This is a genomic window from Pseudothermotoga elfii DSM 9442 = NBRC 107921, assembly GCF_000504085.1.
GTDB classification, from domain to species: domain Bacteria; phylum Thermotogota; class Thermotogae; order Thermotogales; family DSM-5069; genus Pseudothermotoga_B; species Pseudothermotoga_B elfii.
In genome coordinates this window covers 1,339,187-1,359,231 of the sequence record NC_022792.1, presented here as the reverse complement: position 1 = coordinate 1,359,231, position 20,045 = coordinate 1,339,187, and the positions used below count along the sequence as shown (strand labels likewise).

The window sequence follows — 20,045 nt, the reverse complement described above, 5'->3', positions numbered from 1 at the left end:
AATTATGGTCAGGAGGATTTACAGTTGCGCAGTAAAAGAAGTGAGAAATTTTACAGCATAGCTCAGGCGAAGGCAAAATTATCCGAAGTTGTCAAAGAATCTCAAAAAGATGATGTTCTTATAACAAAAAATGGGGTGCCGTATGCAGCTTTAATCGGTTATGAGAGATACAGGAAGATATCCAAATTAATGGATGATCTCTATGATTTATATCTGCTCGAAGTAGGAGATCCATCAAAATTTGCCGAGATTAGTTCTGACAAAATGCTTGACGAAGATTTTGAGGAGGTGTAGAAATGGCTCAAGTAGATCTCGAGAAAGTCACAAAGGTGTATGACAACAAAGTAGTGGCAGTAAAAGAAGCAACCTTAACGGTACAGGACAAGGAATTTGTTGTTCTTCTTGGTCCTTCAGGATGTGGAAAAACAACAACACTTAGAATGATTGCGGGTCTTGAAGAAATCACTTCCGGAACTATCAAAATTGACGGGAAAGTTGTCAATGATGTCGAGCCAAAAGATAGAGACATCGCTATGGTTTTTCAGAATTATGCACTTTATCCGCATATGACAGTTTATGAAAACATGGCATTCGGTTTGAAGCTCAGGAAATTTCCAAAAGATGAGATTGAAAGAAGAGTTAAAGAAGCTGCCAAAATACTTGGTATAGAGCAGCTTCTTGACAGAAAACCAAGACAGCTTTCCGGTGGTCAAAGACAGCGTGTTGCCGTTGGAAGGGCAATCGTTAGAAATCCAAAAGTCTTTTTATTTGACGAACCTTTGTCAAACCTTGATGCAAAACTGAGAGTACAGATGAGAAGCGAATTGAAGAAGTTGCATCACAGGCTTAATGCAACAATTGTTTATGTTACTCACGATCAGGTTGAAGCTATGACAATGGCAAACAAAATAGTCGTTATGAAAGATGGCATAATCCAGCAGATAGGTTCTCCAAACGAGATATACAACATGCCGGCGAACATGTTTGTGGCCGGGTTCATAGGAAGCCCTGCTATGAATTTCATAAACGCAACCCTGGTAGCTGAAAATGGCGGGATCTGGGTTAAAACGACCGGTTTCAAAGTAAAAGTTGTTAAAGAACATGAACAAACGCTGGAAAAATGGATCGACAAAGAAGTTGTTTTTGGTATAAGACCTGAGAATATATTTGACAAACTTTTTGCGATGGCTCCTCAGCCAGAAAATACTATTCAAGGTACAGTAGATGTTGTTGAACCTCTTGGAAGCGAAACCTTGTTGCATGTTACTGCCGGGGAAGATTCTCTGGTCGCGAAAGTTGATCCAAGAACAAAGGCCCAGGAGGGTGAAAAAATAGATCTCGTTTTTGATATGAACACGATCCACGTGTTTGACAAAGAAACTCAGCAAGCCATAATTTGAAAGAAAATTGGCTTGAATTCATTAGACGGGGTTTTCCCCGTCTTTGTTTTGCTATAATATATCGTCACCCAACGACACGGGAGGTCCTTTTTTGAAAATTCTTCTAAAGTTGATAAGGCCAAAACACTGGATAAAAAATCTTTTTGTAGTTATTCCTATCGTTTTTGCAAAAAAGATATTTGACCCCGTTTTTCTGTCAAACTCATTTATCACATTCGCTGCTTTTTGCCTTCTGTCAAGCGGTGTATACATCATGAACGATATTAAAGATGCACCATTTGACAGATTGCATCCTGCAAAGAAAAATAGGCCTATTGCTTCGGGGCTGTTTGATGAAAAAAAAGCAAAATTATTGGTGTTTATTCTGATTATTCTTTCTCTTTCAATAGGATTTTTGCAGAATTTGTATGTTTTGATATGCCTTTGTTGCTATTTTTTATTGAATACTTTTTACACATTCAAGGGCAAAAGCATTCCTTTACTGGATGTATTGTTAATATCTACTGGCTTTGCGCTGAGAGTGATAGCTGGAAGTTATTCAATAGATTCCAGGCCATCTGGCTGGCTTGTAACAAGTGCGTTTTTCCTTGCTCTTTTCCTTGGATTTGGGAAAAGAAGAGGGGAAATAACAAAATATAACAATCATGGCCACAGATTTGTTTTGAAGTATTATGATGAGAATTTACTCGGTAATGTAATGATTTCAACAGGAACTGCAGCCATGGTTCTGTACTCACTTTACACACTTGACTCGAAAACAGTTGAGCAGTTCAGCACAGATAAACTTTATTACACTATTCCTTTCGTTGTTTATGGGATTTTCAGATACATTTTCTTGCTCCTGAAAAATGGTGAAGCTGAACCAACCGAGGTAATTTTGAAAGACAAAGGAATGATTCTTTCAATCTTTTTGTGGTTTGTATCGGTAGTTATCGTTCTGTATTTTGGAGGTAGTTAAATGAAACTCTTAATAGCTCTACTGACAAATTCGCTTGCCAACATTTTTGTAAAACTTGGCGCTTCTTCTTATCGAGAAACCGGGAGTTTTTCATCATTCTTTTTTCATTGTCTTAAAAACTTTTATATCTGGCTTGGCTTACTGTTCTTTGGCCTGTCTTTTGTATTTTACAGTTTGTCTTTAACGAAAACAAAACTCAGTACAGCTTACCCTATTATGACCGGCGCAGGCTTTATAATAGTTACTGTTGCTTCAATTCTACTGTTCAAGGAAAACATATCTTCCCTGAAAATTGTCGGCATTTTACTGATAGCTACTGGCATATGGCTTGTATCCGTAACGTGAGGTGATCAGATGAAGTCGAAAGTAGCCGTACTAAAAACTTCTGCCGAAACCGTACTGAACGACTATATTGAATTAGTCAAAATAGCCGACATAGAAAATACATTGGACAAGAAATGTACGACGATCTTGAAGGACAATATTTCATGGCATCTTCCTATGCCTTCAGCAAATACAACTCCCTGGCAGCTCGAAGGAACCATACAGGCGTTGAAGAAATTTGGTTTTCAGCAGATTGTGGCGGTTGAGAACAAAACTGTTGTCACCCGGCCAAAACATGGAGAAAAACTCAATAAATTTGATATCGTTTACTCAAAGTACAAAATCCCTGTTTTATACAACTTCGAGGAAAGAGATATGAAGTGGATTGATTACAAGCCAAAATCACAACTGAGAGCACTTGATAAGATATTTCCAGAGGGAATCAGATTACCCGATTATTTTTTTGGAAAAAATATAATTCATCTACCAACTATGAAATGCCACATATATACTACAACAACCGGTGCGATGAAAAATGCCTTTGGTGGGCTTTTAAACACAAAAAGGCACTATGCACATAGCTGGATACATGAGACGCTTGTTGACTTGCTCAAGATTCAAAAAGAAATCCACAGCGGTATTTTTGCCGTTATGGACGGAACAACAGCGGGCAATGGCCCTGGGCCAAGAACATTGAAACCTGTCAGAACAGATTTGATTCTGGCGAGTTCTGATCAGGTTGCTATAGACGCTGTTGCAGCAAAGATCATGGGATTTGATCCTATGCAAATTGATTATATAAGAATAGCCGACGAGGAAGGTTTAGGGAATGGAAAGCTCGAAAATATAGAGATTGTAGGGTATGATATTTCGAATTTGAAATATAAATTCGCAGTAGGAGATAATCTTGCAAGTAGAGTTGGCGACCTCTTGTGGTTTGGTCCTTTGAAGAGATTGCAAAAACTGTTTTTCAGAACACCTTTGGTTTACATCTTTGTTCTGGCTTCAGAAATTTACCATGATAAATTCTGGTGGAATTTCAAAGGCAAAAAAGTCTTTGAGGAATGGAAGAAAACAAGCCCATGGGGAAGATTGTGGGAGAGTTATGGATGAGAAAAATCATCGTCTTAATACTAACTGCTTTAGTGCTTGCCTACTTTGTAACATCGATAGGGTTTTGGTTAGTTGAAAATGTTTTCAGTTTAGGGGGGCGTTTTTTCTTTTATTATTCACATAACATGTATGTAGAAGGTAAAGGACCTGCTCCAAATCAGTACAGATTTGTACCATATCTGCTCGTTGAAAAATTTTTTAAACACATACCAATGCGCTGGTATTGCAGTCCATATCTTACTGTGAAAAGATGGGCCGGTTTTGACAACAATCCCAGCGCCGTGCTTGACAATAAACTGAATCTTGATTCGTATCTTTCTCTGGAAGATCGCGATAAACTTGCAAACGATGTTGGAGGCTTTATCAAAGAAAAATTGTTAGAGATTACCAATAATGTAATGACGACAAATATTCTGTTGAACATTGTAAATAACTTGGGTTGGAAAACTTGGTTTCAAGATCCTTTTGAGTTTGTGAGCAAATTAATTAAGCAGTTACCATATGAGTTCACTCAGGTTTTCGATGATAAGAGCGATTTGAACAAAGTCATTTATGGATATGCCACTATGCGTTTTTTTGCTACAATTGGTGTACTTCTGTTATTGTATTTTTGGATGAGAACTTTATGCAATGAGCTTGTTTCTTATCTTTCCATGTTTGCTTATTCCATATTCTTGGCATTCAGTTATGGTGATTTTCTCCAGCAGGAATTTCACGTCTCATTGCTGCTTTTTATTCTCGGTGTAATACTCATTTACAAAAGAAAACCGTGGTGGAGTATCTTCATACTTGTAGTAATTCAATCTTTTGTAAGAACAGATCACGCCTTTTTTATTGCTGTTATTTATGGTCTTTATAACTTCCCGTGGAATAAGGACAGAGTGCCCAAGATTGTTTCCGTAACAATTTTCCCCATTCTGATGACTTATCTTTTGGCGAAAGTGATATTTCCAAATGCTACTTACTACACACCACTGATCAGGATAAAAGATAACCTTTCTGATCCCTGGGCATGGGTTTACCCTGCGATATTTTTTGCTTTACCATTGATTTTCGTGCAGAAGATAAGAAAAATTGAGTTTTACAAAAAAACATGGAGCTGGATACTTCCATTCATTGCGATGAATGCACTGGTAGCTTTAACAAGAGAAGTTCGTTTATTCTTGCCTGTTGTGGCATATCTATTCCCGCTGTTGTTGAATGGGATATTTTCGTTGTATAATACAAACGAAAACTGAATAAGAAGCGTCGGAGGGTACCAAGAAGGTTTAATAGGGAAGCCGGTGAAAATCCGGCACGGGGACGCCACCGTGACCGGGGACGAAACCCACAGATACCACTGGCATTGCTGGGAAGGTGTGGGAAGTAGGATGATCCGGAAGTCGGGAGACCTGCCCTTCGATTAAGCTCGCCACTTTCTCCGAAACCGGGAAAGTGGTGAAAAATTTTGCAAACAGGGAGGTAAGGTTATGAGAAAACTGTTAAGTGTGATTCTTGTTTTGCTCATAGTAGCTTTTGTTTTAGCCTACCCAATAAGTGTTGTTGATGATGCTGGGAGAATCGTAACAATTCAATCGAAACCCGAAAGGATAATTTCCGCAGCCCCATCTGCAACGAAATTCGTGCAATATCTGGGGCTTTCTGACAAAATAGTTGGTGTCACAAATTGGGATGATTTTGAAGCCGAGAGAATAGGGGACCTTGTACCATTGAATGTGGAGAAAATCCTCAGCTTAAAGCCAGATATCGTTTTGATTTTTGGAGGTTTTCAACTTCCAGAAGTTACAAAGCTTGAAGAACAGAACATAACAGCTGTGGTTTTAAATGCTAATACTGTTCAGCAAATATTGAATGATCTGATCCTGGTTGGAAATGTTCTTGGTGAAGTGGAAAAAGCCAGAAAACTATCAAAAGAACTTGAAAACAAATATCTTTCTCTGGCAAAGAAAGCTTATGGCATACCGGTTGAGAAACGAGTAAAGGTTGCTTACCTCATGGATACTCCAGGGCCAGAAATTCGAGAAATATGGACCTGCGGCCAGGGATCATATCTGAATGATTTGATAACACTTGCTGGTGGAATTAATATTGCCGCTGGTTTTACAGGGCCGAATGGTTTCCTGCCTATATCTATAGAGTACATAGTTTCACAGGATCCAGATGTTTTTATTGTTGCAAACTATGTACCCGGTGCAGAAGATCAGGTGAAAGAAAAAATCATGTCTTACTCGCCTTTTAAATCTGTAAAAGCGGTGAAAAATGAAAGAATCTATGTTTACGATGGAAATCTTTTGAGCATGCCAGTTCCTCAACTTGTAGAATTTATTGAGCAAATATATATTGATTTTTACGGAGGTAGCTGATTTTGAAAATTTTTAAAATATTTTCGGCAATAATTCTACTTTTATTCGTTGCAATCGTTTCAACGATGTTTGGAGGAGTCCATATACCGTTTCGTGAAACAATTAAATCTTTTTTCACGGCAGATAGTGAATGGAAACAAATCATCTGGAACATAAGGTTTCCGAGAGTGTTGCTTTCAATAGTAGCCGGGGCAGGGTTGGCTGCTGTTGGAGGTGCGTTTCAGGGATTACTCAGAAACCCACTGGTTGATCCATATCTCCTTGGTGTCTCCTCCGGCGCTTCTTTTGGAGCAGTATTATCAATTTTTCTCGCCGATGCGTACAGTATTTCTTTGATCTATAAAACACCGTTGATCAGTTTTGTCTTCGCTTTGTTTGCTGCTATTATGACCATAGTTCTTTCTCGCAGAAATGGGACCACACCGATAACGGATTTGATTCTAAGTGGTGTTTTGATAAGTATTCTTTTTAGCTCGGCAACTGTAATGTTACTTATGCTTGTAAGGAAAAATATAACACATGCGTATGTATGGCTTTTTGGTACTCTGTCGGGAACTGGCTGGGATGATTTACCTGTACCATTGATGGCAACAGCTCTGTTTATTTTTCTGTCTGTGGGATTATCTGAACAATTGAATGTTATATCCCTTGGCGAAACGCAGGCGAAGATTTCTGGGGTGAATGTTGAATTTGTAAAATTTTTAATCTATATCGCGGGAAGCTTCACCACTGCAGCCATAGTTTCTGTAACGGGTGTCATTGGTTTTGTTGGGTTGATAACACCTCATATGACACGAAGGATTTTTGGAAGCGAGCACAAAACTCTGATAATCTCCAGTGCTTTAACAGGAGGAATATTTCTTTGCGTATGTGATGCCTTCGCGCGTTCGATTGTTAGACCGTCTGAGCTACCAATAGGTGTCATAACTGCATTTGTAGGAGCACCTGTTATGTTTACTATACTCAAAAGGAGTGGCTCAAATGGTTGATGTAGCATTGAAATCGGTTAGTTTCCGATACAATTCAAAACAGGGCCTTGTTTTAAATGGTACAACACTTTTTGTCGAACACGGAGAATTTGTTGGATTACTTGGACCAAATGGATCTGGAAAGACAACAATGCTCAGAATAATAGCTGGATTGTTTCCTGTTTCTGATGGTGAGGTTAAGGTATGCGGGATGAATCCTTTGAAAATAGGAAGAAAAAAGCTTGCAAAAATCGTTGGATTTGTTACACAGGATTTCATACCTATTTATGATTATACAGTCAAACAAATTGTTTTAAGTGGCCGATTGCCATACGCAAAAACATTTTTCTCCACGTGGACAGATAGAGATCTTGAGGCGGTGAAGGAAGCTCTGAGAAAAGTTGATGCAGAGAGATTTATTGAAAGATCTTTCCATGGCCTCAGTACCGGAGAGCAAAAACGTGTTGCGATGGCAAGAATACTTGCGCAGAATACACCCGTGATTTTACTTGATGAACCAACAGCACACTTGGACCCGGGGCATGTGGTAGAAATTAAAAACGTCTTGGCCCATCTTCATAAAGAAGGAAAAACAATAATTGCCGCTTTTCATGATGTGAATATAGCATCTGAACTGTGCACCAGGATAGTATTTATGAAAAGTGGTAAAATCCTCTTTGATGGCCCGCCCGAAAAAATTATCACCGAAAAAACTCTCGAATTGATTTATGATACCAAATTTCATGTAATAAAAAATCCCGAAACAGGAAAACTCATTGTGGTGTACTGATATATCTATTTTGTACGCTCTAAGAACTTTTTTGGTATAATCTATCGAAACAAAAAGCACACAGGGAGAGGCTGATTTGTGGAAGTAGAAACCAGAGGCACAAGGATTTTGAGGGGTAATCCCAAGAGAGCAATAATCAAATTGTCGTTGCCAATGATGCTTGCGATGCTTGTTCAGACTGTTTACAACCTTGCTGACGGTGTGTGGGTGGCAGGGCTTGGCCCAAAACCTCTTGCAGCGATTGGACTATTTTTCCCCATATTTATGGTTATTCTTTCCTTGGCAGCGGGGATAGGCGTGGGGGCAAGCTCGGTTGTAGCCAGAAAAATTGGGCAGAAAGACAAATCTGGAGCAGATGCGGCTGCAATGATTTCTCTAATACTTTCTTTGATTATAGGGGCTATATCAACAGTTGTTTCATTGTTTGTAGTTGAACCTGTTCTTCGGTTGATAGGAGCCAGTGGCGAAACATTGCAGCTGTGCTTGGAGTATGCAAAAGTGCTCTTATTCTCAACAACTTTGATGATGTTCAACAACGTAGCGAATGGCATCCTTAGAGGAGAAGGAGATGCCAAAAGAGCGATGTATGCTATAACTATAGGTTCTGTTTTGAACATAATTCTTGATCCATTGTTTATATATGTTTTCAAACTTGGTGTTGGAGGAGCTGCGTATGCCACGGTTTTGTCTATAGCTATTTCATCGGTTTTGATATCTTACTGGCTTTTCTTTAAAAAAAGTACTTATGTTTCTCTGAAGATCAGAGATTTTTCATATGATTCCCACATACTTAGAGATATACTCAAAATAGGCATACCAGCCTCGCTTGCGCAAATATCAATGTCTGTTGCTGTCTTTGTTTTAAATGTATTTGCAATTAGAGCTGGTGGAGATTACGGTGTGGCGGTTTTCACAAGTGGATGGCGTGTGATAAATTTTGGTACTGTCCCGTTAATTGGTATTGCTATGGCAGTAACTTCTGTAACAGGAGCTGCTTATGGTGAAAGAGATGGAAATAAACTGGATATAGCGCATTTGTTCGCCGTAAAATTTGGATTTTTCATCGGTCTTTTTGTTATGTTTGCTATTGCTGGATTGGCACCGTATATTGCTCTGGTGTTTACATATTCTGATGATGGATCGGCTTTGTACGGTGATCTTGTCGTTTCTTTGAGAATAATGAGTCTATTTCTTCCCGGAGTTCCATTTGGCATGTTCACATCATCGATGTTTCAAGGAATAGGGCACGGAGGTAAAAGCTTACTGGTGACAGTAATGAGAACGATCGTTATGCAACTGGTTTTTTCGTGGTTTTTTGTATTCTTTCTTCAAACAGGATTGAACGGTGTATGGTGGGGGATAGTTCTCGGGAATGCTACTTCTGCAATTATAACTTTTAGCTGGGGGAGGGCTATAGTAAAAGAAATTAAAAGATCATTTCATAATGAGAAAAAATTAACCCTGTAAACTGTGGCCGCTCATCATTTCTCTCTGTATTTTCAGAGCATTTTCGAGATCTGACTGACCTACAAGCTGTAAACGCAGGAGGATTTTACCAATAGCTGCCCTTGTAAGCATTCTTCTTTGAATTGCGAGCGCCTGCTCCAGCTCTTCCTGGGTAATTGCATCGAGTTGAAGTAAGATCTCTCCAAGTTTCATAGGTGGATAGATCTGTATAATCTTTCCTCCACATCTATGGCAATTTTTGTTTTTCTGATACTCCAGGGAAGCTGCAGAATAAGTTATTTCACCACACTTGAGACACCTGAATTTGTAAGCCACATCAATCCCCACCTGAAGATAAATTGAGAGTATATAAACACAAGTACAATTGTGACACCCATCTCTGAAAATTCATTTAATAAACATTAAAAATTCAGTGAAATTTGAACGCTCACCGAGCTTCTCGAAATGATATTCTTGTCTGAACAGAGCATTTATCGAGAATATTTGTAATTCTTCCGTAGATATTTTTTGCAGCCGCCTTTGGAATACCTTTTAAGAAAATCCCTACTTTGTTTTCACAAAGAAATACAATCTCGTCAGTATCCCTGACAGCCTTTTTCAGATCGTTTAATAGATCGTTTTTGTTTATGAGGCTATCAGTCCCCTCCACAACAATTAGCCATTTGTTATCCAGGTTTCCTGATACAATTTGCCCATAAAGCTGAGTAAGCTCTTTGGAAGGTTTTATCTGTAGTTCTTTTTCGAGGATAGCAGAGAATTCTTTATAAACTTTCACAGCGTCAGAAAGGTTGTTGTTTTTTATGTATGCTTTTATCAAGAGAAGAACAGCTTCTTCGTTCAATGGATCTTGAATCAGAGCAGATTTAGACAATTCTATCACATTATGTGGATGTCCTTCCTCAAGATATATTTTCCCCAGCTCTAACAAACCTTTGACAAAAAGATCTCTGTAGTGCTCTCTGAATTGGAGTGTCCAATCTTCGTACAAATTTTCCGCCATGAAATCCCCTTTGTAGAGGTCCAAAGCTTTCTCAAGCAGAGTTTTTCGTTCAGAAAGATCTTTTGAATTCAATGCCATTTGAATAAATTTTTCAAATTCGTCAGCATCTACAACTATTTCATTTTTTGGATCAAAACAATAGGTGTTATCATGGAACACTATTTTATTTTTGCCGACAATAGATCTAAGCATGTAAATAGTACTCTGCAAGTTTATCCTCGCGTATTTTTGATCCATATCCCGCCAGAAAAGATCGCATAGAATTTCTATGTGGATCGGTTTACGGCGAAATGCAACTAAATATTTCAAGAGATCCCTTGCTTTGCGAGATCTAATTTTGGAAAGATTTATTCTTTCGCGTTCTGAGATTATAGAGAACCCCCCAAGCGTCTTAATTTGCATTTTTCCCCTCCCTTCTTAATTTGAATTTTGTTATATGATTTTATTTTGATTGTTTTTTTATTATACCACGGAAAAAACATATCTTAATGAAGAATTGGATTTTGCAGGATTAAAGTCGTAGGAAGTTAAGAAGAAAAAACTGGTGCCGAGGGCGGGAGTTGAACCCGCACGAGGTCATCCCTCAACTGATTTTGAGTCAGTCGCGTCTGCCAGTTCCGCCACCTCGGCAGCCATGAAAAATTTTATCATACATTTTTATTTATAGCAAGATAGAGTGTATAATGAAAACAAAGGAGGTATATAAAATGGCGGAAATGAAGAAGAAAATTGAAGAACTTAGGAGCCAGCTTCAGAACCTCGTTGGAAAGGCTCCAGAGTTAGGTGAGTTTACCAAATATGTTCACACGGCGGAAAGTCCAAAAAAGCTGGATACAAAAACCAAGGAGTTAATTTCTTTGGGTATAGCTATCGCAGTAAGGTGCGAGCCGTGCATTGTCTGGCACGCTGAAGCTGCCGTTAAAGCTGGGGCTGACGAACAAGATATACTTGATACAATCAAAGTAGCAGTGTGCATGGGCGGAGGTCCTGCGTTGATGTATGCCTTGAAGGCTTATCAAGCAGCTCTGGAGTTTCTTGCGTGAAATTTAAACCCCCGAAAGGGGGTTAATATACCGAATTTTGACTATTAACCACTGGAGTATCTTGACAAACTTTTGTACTTTTGATATTATACATTAAAAATAATCTTTTTGGAGGATAACCGATGAGTAGATTCAAAGGTAGAAAGGTAGTTGCATTTGCATACGCTTATTGGTGGTTTAGGGGAATGCCCTCTTCTCAGATTCCCCTGATGCCACTTGCTACATAAACAGGGGGAATCTTAATAAAAAGAAGAGGGCATCCAGAAAGGATGCCCTCTTTTTTTAAAAACTTTCTCTGGAGGTGTTGGGGTATGAAAAAGTGGGTTTCCGCCATAATTGTTTTCCTTTCAGTCATCTGTTTATCTGTGGTAAAAGTAGGCATAACACAGATCGTCGATCATCCAGCTTTGAATGCAGTTTTTGATGGTGTCGTCAAAGCAATTGAGGATGCAGGTTTTAAGGTGGGCCAGGATGTTATTGTAGATAGGCAGAATGCTCAAGGAAATATGCAAAATGCTGTAGCTATAGCCAGAAAATTTGCCACTGAAAAAATGGATTTCATTGTGGCGATAGCAACTCCCTCAGCTCAGGCATGTGTTCAAGCTATAAGCGATAGACCCGTTGTATTTGCAGCAGTGACAGATCCTGTTGGGGCAGGGTTAATAAAGCAACTTGGCAGAAATGATTCAAATGTGGTTGGAATATCCGATATGGTTCCAGTCAGTACGCATTTAAAATTAATTAAAAAGGTATTTCCGGTTGCAAAAAAGATAGGTGTTATCTATAATCCTGGAGAACCAAATTCAGTGACGCTTACCAATATTGCGAAATCTTCTGCACTATCTCTTGAACTGACCATAATCGACATTCCTGGAACATCACCAAGTGAGATGATCAGCGCATTGAACAGCATAGGTCCTGATGTTGATGTTCTGTACATAGGAACAGATAATACAGCGGCATCTTCTATCGAAGCGATTGGTAATGTGGCTCTAAGACTGGGCAAGCCGATAGTGGCTGCCGACATAGATATAGCTCGTGGAGGAGGTGTCATAGGGTTTGGTTTCAACTATTTTCAGGTTGGTGTTGAGACAGGTCGGCTTCTGGTAGAACTGCTCAAAGGGGCTAACCCGCAAGATCTTGAATCTCATGTTGTCGGGCCGGAGTCATTGTTGCTTTATATAAACCTCGATCTTGCTCAAAAACTTGGTGTACAGATACCTGCAGATCTTGTTGAAAGAGCAGATATTCTTGTTGAAAAAGGTCAAGAGGTGCAGAAATGATACCGATAATTGAGCAGGGACTTTTGTTATCTTTGGCCGCCATGGGTGTATATATATCATTCCGCCTTGTTGATCTTCCAGATCTGACGCCCGACGGTTCCTACGTTCTTGGGGGAGCCGTTGCGGTTGTCCTTCTTCATGCCGGCCATGGGTGGGTTTTCTCAACAATAATTGCTGCGCTTTCCGCTGGCGCAGCAGGTGTTGTTGTTGCATTTATAACCACGAGATTCAAAATAAATTCGCTCCTTGCCTCTATTATGGTCATGACAGGTCTGTATTCTCTGAGCATAAGGGTTATGAACGCTCCTAATTTACCGGTACCAAAATTTGATACGGGAAAAGTTATGAGTTATGAGCAGGTCGTTGGAAAAACACCACTTGACGATATTCTTGGCGCTGGTGCAGATATCAAATTCGAGGGGACAGGGTTAAAAGCAGTAAAGATTCCCTTCACAAATGCCGCCGATGGACACGATTTACTTATTATAGCCGCGATTGTCCTTGTTTTAGTTTTTGTTAGCTGGCTTTTTTTAAGGACAGAATTTGGTATGATGTTTCGCGGTTATGGAAAAAATAGGTTTGCTGTTAAAGTACTGGGAGTAAATCCAGACCTGTTTGCATATGTTGGTCTGATAACCGGTAACATTTTCACGGGGCTTTCAGGTGCTCTATTTTCTATGTACAGCGGATTTGCGGACGTGAACATGGGAATAGGTACGGTTGTGGTTTGCCTCGCTGCTGTCATCTTGGGAGAAATAATTTTCGGGAGATTCGAGTTTATGTATGGGATTTTGTTTCCTGTAATTGGGGCATTATTGTACCAGATTTTACTGAGTTTAGCGATGAAGTACGGTTACCGCATAGGGTTCAAGCCAAGTGACATGAAGTTATTAACTGCATTGTTTGTAATAGCTGTGATTGCCGTGAGAAGGTTCAAAAAAAGTGAGGTGACGGTATGATAGAAATAGATAGTGTTACGGTCATCTATAATAAAGGCACTGTTGATGAAAAATTGGCTCTGCACGATATTTCTTTAAAGGTGTATGAAGGAGAATTCCTGGTTGTAGTAGGATCAAACGGTGCGGGAAAATCGACTTTACTCAAATTACTTGTTGGCGACGTGAAACCTTTCAAAGGGATATGCAAAGTTGCTGGCAGATTTGTAAAGCCAGAAAAAACTTTCAAGATGACGAGCATTGTTTGCCAAGATCCAAATCAGGGCGTTTTTCCAAATTTAACTGTTGAAGAAAATTTAATTCTATCCCGCAGAAAAGGTTTGCGAGGATTTGGTTTTGGAAAAATAGATCGGCAAAGCCTTGAATTGCTGGCATCTACCGAGATGGGGCTTGAAAAAGATTTGAAAAGAAAGGCTTCAAAACTCTCTGGTGGGCAGAAGCAGGCTCTGGCAATGGTTATGGCTGTTTCATCGAATCCAAAGTTGCTACTTCTCGACGAACATACGGCAGCACTTGATCCAAAAAGCACAGAAAAGATAATGGAGTTAACTGAAAGAATAAACAGAGAGCTTGGCACAACAATAATTATGATTACTCATGATATGAATCTTGCCGAGCAGTTTGGTACAGCTGTCTTGATCATGGAGGAAGGAAAGATATGTGCAAAAATTGATAAGTCGAAACAAAAAGTTATTGCATCTCAACTGAAAGCTATGATAAGATCTACGATGTTGACAACTACTGGATGAGGTGAATAATTTTGCAGACTGATCTTCTTAAACAGGCAGCAGATATCTATGGAACGCCCTTATATGTATATGATTTACCCTTCATCATAAAAAGAATAACTTCTCTGAAAGATCTTTTTTTCGATCTCGATTTTCGCATTGCCTATGCAATGAAAGCGAATTTCAATAGAGATCTTTTAAAAACTCTCAACAATTTTGGATTAATGATCGATGTTGTCTCTTATGGGGAATATTTGCATGCACGTTCGATTGGATTTGCTCCAGATAGAATTATTGTGAATGGAAATTGCAAAAAAGTCGATCAACTTAAAACTTATGTCAACAACGGCGTTTTTTCCATAAACCTTGACAGCTACGAAGAGTTACTGAGGCTTGAAAAGATCATAGATTCACAAACAAATATTTCTATAAGAGTAAACCCTGATGTTGATGCGAAAACTCACCCACATATTTCAACTGGTCTTAAAGAAAACAAATTTGGTGTGGATTTTGACACTGCTGCGGCAATGATACGCAGGATTGAAAAAAACAAATATTTAAAACTCATAGGTTTTCACTGCCATATTGGTTCTCAGATAACGGAGATTCAACCATATTTAGAGGCTATTACATCATTAATAGATTTTATAGAAAAAACAGGCATCGAAATAGAGATTTTGAATCTCGGCGGAGGATGGGGTATTGATTACGGAGACGGAAAATTCTTAGACCTGAACGAATACAGAAATAAGATTCTACCTTTACTGAAAAAAACTATGAAAACTGTTATTTTCGAACTTGGTAGATGGATCACTGCACCTGCTGGTTATTTAATTTCAAAAGTGGAATATGTTAAAAAAACCAGATATAAAATTTTTGTTGTTGTCGACACAGGTATGACTCATTTGATAAGGCCAGCTTTGTATGGTGCAAAACACAAAATAATACCTCTGTATCCATCAAATGACAGAAAAATGATTGTAGCAGATATTGTTGGACCAGCTTGCGAAAGTTCTGATGTTCTCAGAAAAGAATACAAATTACCAGAACCCGCTGAAGGCGAATTAATAACTATATGCGACGTTGGCGCATATGGTTTTGCAATGGCATCGGAATATAATCTTATCCCAAAACCGATAGAGGTTATCTGGGACGGAGAAAAATTCATCAAATCTTCTTGATTTTCACTGCTGTTCCATAAGCGAGTACCTCGGCTGCAGATTGCATTACTGATGAACTTCCAAATTTTATGCCAACTATTGCATCAGCACCGAGTTTTTCCGCCTCAGCGATCATTCTTTGAATCGCTATATTTCTCGCCTCTGTGAGAAGCTCTGTGTAAGATCTGATTTCCCCGCCTGCCAATGTTTTGAAAGCAGCTGCGATATCTTTTCCAAGGTGCTTGGAATGCACTGTATTACCCAGAACGATACCCAATGTCTCAATTATCTCATAACCTGCTATTTGTTCTGTTGTTGCAAGAACCAAATTGATCCCCTCCTATTTGTTTAAATTTCTCCAACCTCTTTCAAAAAATCAATCAGAAATCCTCTCGCAATTGAAGAAAAACGGGAAATTATTTCAACGGTCGTTTGCTTTAAAGTATAGAGTTCGTCTTTTCTGAATTTGAAATCGTCAAAATTCAAAATTCTGACTTTGAGCTCTTCTTCAAAATTTCTCTTCATTTCGTTACTCACAGTGTTTATATTGTTCAAGCCAAGCAGACGAACCTTTTGAATGAGCTGCCTCAAAGATCTAGATTTTTCCACAGGGGCACTAATGATAGCCTCAACGGTTTTTTCATCGGCGTTGTATAACAAATATGCCAGATAATCATCATAAGAATAATGAAGGTTTGTCAAAAACTGAGCCATCTGTTTATCTGAAAGGGCTTTCAATGTGTCCAAGAAGGTTGCTGGTGAATTGTGAAATGGCATTGAAAGATCTTCCAGATAATGGAGCGCTCTCGCCAGGAATCTATATCCCCAGTATCTATCACCATTTTTAAAGGCTTTCCGTGACATATCCACAAAATAGTAAAAACTTTGACTACCTTCAAAGAAATCCAGAATCAATAACTTATATTTCATATGTCTGACGCCCTGACTGTTTCCAATTATAGATTGCAAAGGGGAAAGGTTTAATCCTTCATCCATGCCAAGATCTGGTTCAACAGAGTATACTGTGAGAACTTGCCAGATGAAAACCTCTTTATTAACTGGCTTTGGATCTGGAGGATAAAAAATGGCATCTTCTGGAACAAAAGTGTTTATGAACTGGCCACAGTAATCGTCAAGTTTAAGGTAATCTGTGTTATAAACACGGTCTTCCTGATACGAATATGATGTGATGGCAATCTTTTCATCTGAATTTGGTAAGAAATCTTTCACAATCAGATATGTCAGAACTTCATGTGCAGACCACGAAAAAACAATAGAAGTTATTAATAGAAAAATCAGCCACAGCTTTTTCATAATAAATCCCCCTTGCAAATAGTGTATCATGAATTTCACAACTGAGTTTTTCAAAGTACATTTTTATGATAAATGTACTACCGATAGACCAAAGCTGTGGTGAACAGGATATCAAAAAGGGATCGGGCTATCAATACCAGAGTAAAGCTCGTGCAATCTATAATTGATTTTTATGTATCTGGTTCTTATGATTGTAGATTGGATGTGGCTATATATTTCCATTGTGATGCAAAAATGGATTGTAAGATTTCATTCTACCCGCAATTCTTATACACCATTTACATAGACACAAAAGATATAACGTTGATATCGAGGCTATCGAAGGAAATATTCTTCATGGTGCTGCCAGTGAACTTACCACCCACCTAAAGACTTCATCGACCGGGTTTGCTACCGGGGCTGTGTTTCCAATTAGCTCCAATCTCCACAGACATGAATTCGGACTGTTCCCGCCCTGCTCTTATTTATCGTATACCGAACCAGATATTTATCAACTGCTATTCATCCTTAAGAAGATGGAGGTGAACTGCAGAATCTTTAATCAAATGAGATTATAATTACCTGGGGGCATCGAGATATGAAGAAATCTTTATTTTTCATCATTGTAATTCTTTCTGCTGTAATTTTTGCTTCTACAACAGTTATTGTGCATTACCACAGGTTTGACGGTAACTACGAAGGCTGGAATTTGTGGATATGGCCTGTTGAGCCAATTTTCCAGGAAGGCAGAGCTTATAATTTCACCGAAAAAGATGATTTTGGTCTGAAAGCTGTTATTACTCTACCCATGAATTCGACAAAAGTTGGTATAATCATTAGATTAAGAGAGTGGGAGGAGAAAGATGTGGCAAAAGATAGATTTATAAATATAAAAGATAACGAGGAAGAAGTTTGGATTCTCCAGAATGTTGAAGAAATATACACCAGCAAACCAGACACAAGCCCAAGAGTATTTTTTGCAAAATTGGTAGATTTTTCAACAATAGAGGTTTACACAACAGATGCAATTGATCTGAATACTTATCTTGACAAAATAGTTGTCGGCATAGATGAGCAGACAGTATCCATTAGCAGTCTGGAAAAAGTCGACCCAACAGATATAACCAGGACAAATTACTTCAGAATAAAACTTTCCCAACCTTTGAAGGAAGAAAACCTCTCAAGAGATATTTTTCTACAGATAGATGGTTTTAAGAAATCAAGGGTTTATGCGGTAGAAGTTTTGGACGAGCTTTACTACGATGGCCCTCTGGGAACTTTTTATACACCGCAATACACAGAGTTTTATGTATGGACTCCGGTCAGCAAATCTGTCAAGTTGCTATTGTATCAGACAAGTGAGCAGGATCAGCCAGCATTTGTTGTTGATATGCAAAGAAATGAAAAAGGTGTTTGGTATACAAGACTTGATAAAGATTTAGATGGATGGTTTTACAGATATCGATACGAAAGTTACGGCAAAATCAGAGAAGGGGTAGACCCATATGCCAAGGCGCTGTCTTTACAGGGAAAATTCGGCGCGATCGTCGACATGAGAAAGGCAGATCCAGAAGATTGGCAACAGGATAGTTACGTAAAACTTGATTCTTATGTTGATGCAATAATCTATGAAATACACATAGCAGATATGACAGGCTCCTGGACGAGTAATGTGAAAAACAAATCGTCTTATCTTGGTTTGATAGAAGAAGGCACAATCGGTCCAAATGGCGTTACAACAGGGCTTGAACATATAAAAGAACTTGGTGTAACACATGTACATATTTTGCCAATCTACGATTTTTACACTGGTGATGAAGTGAAAAGAGACTTCGAAAATCAGTACAACTGGGGGTATGATCCTTATCATTACATGGTACCAGAAGGCTGCTACAGCTCAGATCCATCAAATCCAAAGACAAGAATCTATGAAGTAAAGAAAATGGTTCAGACATTTCACAAAAATGGTATAGGTGTGATAATGGATGTAGTTTTTCCACACACTTATGGTGTGGGAGAATTTTCTGTTTTTGATCAGGCAGTCCCATATTACTATTACAGGCTTGGAAAAATGGGGCAATACCTGAATGAAAGTAGTTGTGGCAATACAACAAACAGCGAAAGGCTCATGATGAGAAGATATATTCTTGATACAGTCGTTCACTGGGCTAAAGAATATCATGTAGATGGATTTAGGTTTGATCAGATGGGACTTATAGACCGAAAAACCATGGCAATGGTTGAAAAGACTTTAAGACAGATTAATCCAAGCGTGATTATATATGGCGAACCGTGGGGAGGCTGGGGGGTTCAACCAAGGTTTGGAAAATCACAACTTCTCGATTTGAGAATAGCTGTATTCAACGATGGAATAAGAGACGGTATAAGGGGCTCTGTTTTTGATCCAAAAGCAAAAGGGTTTGTTATGGGCTCTGTGGGGAAAGAAATCAAGATCAAAAGAGGAGTGGTTGGGAGTATTAACTATGACAACAAGTTGATTGCTGATTTTGCTTACAGTCCAGAACAAACTATCAACTATGTTGCATGTCATGATAATCACACACTCTGGGATAAAAATGTTCTGGCGGCAAAATCTGACAGAAGGGAATGGAGTGAAGAAGAATTAAAGTCAGCTCAAAAACTTGCAGCAGCTATATTACTCACTTCACAGGGTGTTCCTTTCTTTCACGCAGGCCAGGATTTTTGCAGGACCAAACAGTTCAATGAAAATTCGTACAATGCACCAATTTCTATAAATGCGCTCGACTATGAAAGGAAGGCGCAGTTCATAGATGTTTTCGAATACCACAAAGGATTGATAAAGCTCAGAAAATCACACCCTGCATTTAGATTGAGGACGGCAGATGATATAAGAAAACACATAACTTTCCTGGAATCACCGAAGAAGGTCGTTGCTTTTTTAATAAATGAACATGTTAACAATGACCCCTGGGAAGGGATCTTGGTGATCTTCAATGGAGATATCGTTGAACATGAATTGATTTTGCCCGATGGCGAATGGAATGTTGTCGTTGATAAAGAAAGAGCTGGTGTAGATCTTCTCTACAAACTCAGTGGGACAATAGAAATTCCGCCAATATCTGCAATGGTGATGTACGGGGAATGAGTTTGTTACTTCACAGTTCATAGCTTTTCAACTTTCATTATTCAAACTCTGATAATCTTTTCCTGGAGGGTA

At 38.8% G+C, this 20,045-nt stretch carries 20 protein-coding genes, 1 tRNA gene and 1 riboswitch; of the genes, 16 read left to right on the top strand and 5 right to left on the bottom strand.

Annotated elements, in window-relative coordinates; all coding sequences use genetic code 11:
- The first annotated feature begins 24 nt into the window (after nucleotides 1–24).
- The 10 genes from TEL01S_RS06580 (at nucleotide 25) to TEL01S_RS06535 (ending at nucleotide 9,383) form a co-directional block, all read left to right on the top strand.
- The gene (locus TEL01S_RS06580) at nucleotides 25–294 is read left to right on the top strand and encodes a type II toxin-antitoxin system prevent-host-death family antitoxin (protein ID WP_038051591.1); all 270 of its coding nucleotides are present in this window, start codon (nucleotides 25–27) and stop codon (nucleotides 292–294) included.
- Between the two features lie 2 nt (nucleotides 295–296).
- Nucleotides 297–1,400 carry an ABC transporter ATP-binding protein gene (locus TEL01S_RS06575; protein WP_028843953.1) on the top strand — a complete coding sequence of 368 codons (1,104 nt, stop codon included), beginning with the start codon at nucleotides 297–299 and terminating at the stop codon, nucleotides 1,398–1,400.
- A gap of 91 nt (nucleotides 1,401–1,491) precedes the next feature.
- A complete protein-coding gene (locus TEL01S_RS06570; RefSeq protein ID WP_038051592.1) occupies nucleotides 1,492–2,358 on the top strand; it encodes a decaprenyl-phosphate phosphoribosyltransferase in 867 nt (288 codons plus the stop codon).
- The gene (locus tag TEL01S_RS06565; RefSeq protein ID WP_012003312.1) at nucleotides 2,359–2,703 is read left to right on the top strand and encodes a DMT family transporter; all 345 of its coding nucleotides are present in this window, start codon (nucleotides 2,359–2,361) and stop codon (nucleotides 2,701–2,703) included. It begins immediately after the preceding gene.
- A gap of 9 nt (nucleotides 2,704–2,712) precedes the next feature.
- On the top strand, nucleotides 2,713–3,795 hold the full coding sequence (locus TEL01S_RS06560) for a DUF362 domain-containing protein (RefSeq protein WP_028843955.1): 1,083 nt from the start codon (nucleotides 2,713–2,715) through the stop codon (nucleotides 3,793–3,795).
- Complete coding sequence (locus tag TEL01S_RS06555; protein WP_028843956.1) at nucleotides 3,792–5,033, top strand: hypothetical protein; 1,242 nt, start codon at nucleotides 3,792–3,794, stop codon at nucleotides 5,031–5,033. The genes TEL01S_RS06560 and TEL01S_RS06555 overlap by 4 nt, the downstream gene beginning before the upstream one ends.
- Nucleotides 5,032–5,208, top strand: a riboswitch (cobalamin riboswitch). Its footprint overlaps the gene before it by 2 nt.
- Nucleotides 5,209–5,264: 56 nt before the next feature.
- Nucleotides 5,265–6,158, top strand: a complete 894-nt coding sequence (locus TEL01S_RS06550) for an ABC transporter substrate-binding protein (protein ID WP_012003309.1) — start codon at nucleotides 5,265–5,267, stop codon at nucleotides 6,156–6,158.
- A gap of 2 nt (nucleotides 6,159–6,160) precedes the next feature.
- On the top strand, nucleotides 6,161–7,147 hold the full coding sequence (locus TEL01S_RS06545) for a FecCD family ABC transporter permease (protein WP_012003308.1): 987 nt from the start codon (nucleotides 6,161–6,163) through the stop codon (nucleotides 7,145–7,147).
- The gene (locus TEL01S_RS06540) at nucleotides 7,140–7,916 is read left to right on the top strand and encodes an ABC transporter ATP-binding protein (RefSeq protein WP_028843958.1); all 777 of its coding nucleotides are present in this window, start codon (nucleotides 7,140–7,142) and stop codon (nucleotides 7,914–7,916) included. The genes TEL01S_RS06545 and TEL01S_RS06540 overlap by 8 nt, the downstream gene beginning before the upstream one ends.
- Before the next feature lie 78 nt (nucleotides 7,917–7,994).
- Nucleotides 7,995–9,383 (top strand): MATE family efflux transporter, encoded by a 1,389-nt coding sequence (locus tag TEL01S_RS06535; RefSeq protein WP_028843959.1) that lies wholly within the window; start codon nucleotides 7,995–7,997, stop codon nucleotides 9,381–9,383.
- Here the strand turns inward: TEL01S_RS06535 and TEL01S_RS06530 are convergent.
- The 3 genes from TEL01S_RS06530 to TEL01S_RS06520 form a co-directional block, all read right to left on the bottom strand.
- The gene (locus TEL01S_RS06530; protein WP_012003305.1) at nucleotides 9,372–9,698 is read right to left on the bottom strand and encodes a hypothetical protein; all 327 of its coding nucleotides are present in this window, start codon (nucleotides 9,696–9,698) and stop codon (nucleotides 9,372–9,374) included. The genes TEL01S_RS06535 and TEL01S_RS06530 overlap by 12 nt on opposite strands.
- Nucleotides 9,699–9,810: 112 nt before the next feature.
- Nucleotides 9,811–10,785 (bottom strand): AfsR/SARP family transcriptional regulator, encoded by a 975-nt coding sequence (locus TEL01S_RS06525; protein WP_012003304.1) that lies wholly within the window; start codon nucleotides 10,783–10,785, stop codon nucleotides 9,811–9,813.
- A 140-nt stretch (nucleotides 10,786–10,925) separates the two neighbouring features.
- Nucleotides 10,926–11,013 (bottom strand) — tRNA-Leu (locus TEL01S_RS06520).
- 77 nt (nucleotides 11,014–11,090) lie between these two features.
- On the opposite strand from TEL01S_RS06520, the gene TEL01S_RS06515 reads away from it, so the two are divergent.
- From TEL01S_RS06515 to lysA, 5 genes are all read left to right on the top strand, one after another.
- Complete coding sequence (locus tag TEL01S_RS06515) at nucleotides 11,091–11,426, top strand: carboxymuconolactone decarboxylase family protein (RefSeq protein WP_012003303.1); 336 nt, start codon at nucleotides 11,091–11,093, stop codon at nucleotides 11,424–11,426.
- A 311-nt stretch (nucleotides 11,427–11,737) separates the two neighbouring features.
- Nucleotides 11,738–12,709 carry an ABC transporter substrate-binding protein gene (locus TEL01S_RS06510; protein WP_012003302.1) on the top strand — a complete coding sequence of 324 codons (972 nt, stop codon included), beginning with the start codon at nucleotides 11,738–11,740 and terminating at the stop codon, nucleotides 12,707–12,709.
- Nucleotides 12,706–13,668 carry an ABC transporter permease gene (locus TEL01S_RS06505; protein ID WP_012003301.1) on the top strand — a complete coding sequence of 321 codons (963 nt, stop codon included), beginning with the start codon at nucleotides 12,706–12,708 and terminating at the stop codon, nucleotides 13,666–13,668. The genes TEL01S_RS06510 and TEL01S_RS06505 overlap by 4 nt, the downstream gene beginning before the upstream one ends.
- The gene (locus TEL01S_RS06500; RefSeq protein WP_012003300.1) at nucleotides 13,665–14,414 is read left to right on the top strand and encodes an ATP-binding cassette domain-containing protein; all 750 of its coding nucleotides are present in this window, start codon (nucleotides 13,665–13,667) and stop codon (nucleotides 14,412–14,414) included. Before TEL01S_RS06505 ends, TEL01S_RS06500 begins: the two co-directional genes overlap by 4 nt.
- 11 nt (nucleotides 14,415–14,425) lie before the next feature.
- Complete coding sequence (gene lysA / locus TEL01S_RS06495; protein WP_012003299.1) at nucleotides 14,426–15,574, top strand: diaminopimelate decarboxylase; 1,149 nt, start codon at nucleotides 14,426–14,428, stop codon at nucleotides 15,572–15,574.
- Here lysA and TEL01S_RS06490 read toward each other — a convergent pair.
- Together TEL01S_RS06490 and TEL01S_RS06485 are read right to left on the bottom strand one after the other, a co-directional pair.
- Nucleotides 15,561–15,881, bottom strand: a complete 321-nt coding sequence (locus TEL01S_RS06490) for a YbjQ family protein (protein ID WP_012003298.1) — start codon at nucleotides 15,879–15,881, stop codon at nucleotides 15,561–15,563. The genes lysA and TEL01S_RS06490 overlap by 14 nt on opposite strands.
- A gap of 20 nt (nucleotides 15,882–15,901) precedes the next feature.
- Complete coding sequence (locus TEL01S_RS06485; RefSeq protein ID WP_012003297.1) at nucleotides 15,902–16,867, bottom strand: phospholipase C/P1 nuclease family protein; 966 nt, start codon at nucleotides 16,865–16,867, stop codon at nucleotides 15,902–15,904.
- 577 nt (nucleotides 16,868–17,444) lie between these two features.
- Here TEL01S_RS06485 and pulA point away from each other — a divergent pair.
- Nucleotides 17,445–19,973 (top strand): type I pullulanase, encoded by a 2,529-nt coding sequence (gene pulA / locus TEL01S_RS06480; protein WP_028843960.1) that lies wholly within the window; start codon nucleotides 17,445–17,447, stop codon nucleotides 19,971–19,973.
- Nucleotides 19,974–20,045: the final 72 nt, after the last annotated feature.

What these genes read in the sequence shown, in the direction of transcription:
- TEL01S_RS06575 (WP_028843953.1), top strand. Translation starts at nt 297, where the DNA reads ATGGCTCAAGTAGATCTCGAGAAAGTCACAAAGGTGTATGACAACAAA.
- TEL01S_RS06565 (WP_012003312.1), top strand. Translation starts at nt 2,359, where the DNA reads ATGAAACTCTTAATAGCTCTACTGACAAATTCGCTTGCCAACATTTTT.
- TEL01S_RS06560 (WP_028843955.1), top strand. Translation starts at nt 2,713, where the DNA reads ATGAAGTCGAAAGTAGCCGTACTAAAAACTTCTGCCGAAACCGTACTG.
- TEL01S_RS06555 (WP_028843956.1), top strand. Translation starts at nt 3,792, where the DNA reads ATGAGAAAAATCATCGTCTTAATACTAACTGCTTTAGTGCTTGCCTAC.
- TEL01S_RS06550 (WP_012003309.1), top strand. Translation starts at nt 5,265, where the DNA reads ATGAGAAAACTGTTAAGTGTGATTCTTGTTTTGCTCATAGTAGCTTTT.
- TEL01S_RS06540 (WP_028843958.1), top strand. Translation starts at nt 7,140, where the DNA reads ATGGTTGATGTAGCATTGAAATCGGTTAGTTTCCGATACAATTCAAAA.
- TEL01S_RS06525 (WP_012003304.1), bottom strand. Translation starts at nt 10,785, where the DNA reads ATGCAAATTAAGACGCTTGGGGGGTTCTCTATAATCTCAGAACGCGAA.
- TEL01S_RS06515 (WP_012003303.1), top strand. Translation starts at nt 11,091, where the DNA reads ATGGCGGAAATGAAGAAGAAAATTGAAGAACTTAGGAGCCAGCTTCAG.
- TEL01S_RS06510 (WP_012003302.1), top strand. Translation starts at nt 11,738, where the DNA reads ATGAAAAAGTGGGTTTCCGCCATAATTGTTTTCCTTTCAGTCATCTGT.
- TEL01S_RS06505 (WP_012003301.1), top strand. Translation starts at nt 12,706, where the DNA reads ATGATACCGATAATTGAGCAGGGACTTTTGTTATCTTTGGCCGCCATG.
- TEL01S_RS06500 (WP_012003300.1), top strand. Translation starts at nt 13,665, where the DNA reads ATGATAGAAATAGATAGTGTTACGGTCATCTATAATAAAGGCACTGTT.
- TEL01S_RS06485 (WP_012003297.1), bottom strand. Translation starts at nt 16,867, where the DNA reads ATGAAAAAGCTGTGGCTGATTTTTCTATTAATAACTTCTATTGTTTTT.
- pulA (WP_028843960.1), top strand. Translation starts at nt 17,445, where the DNA reads ATGAAGAAATCTTTATTTTTCATCATTGTAATTCTTTCTGCTGTAATT.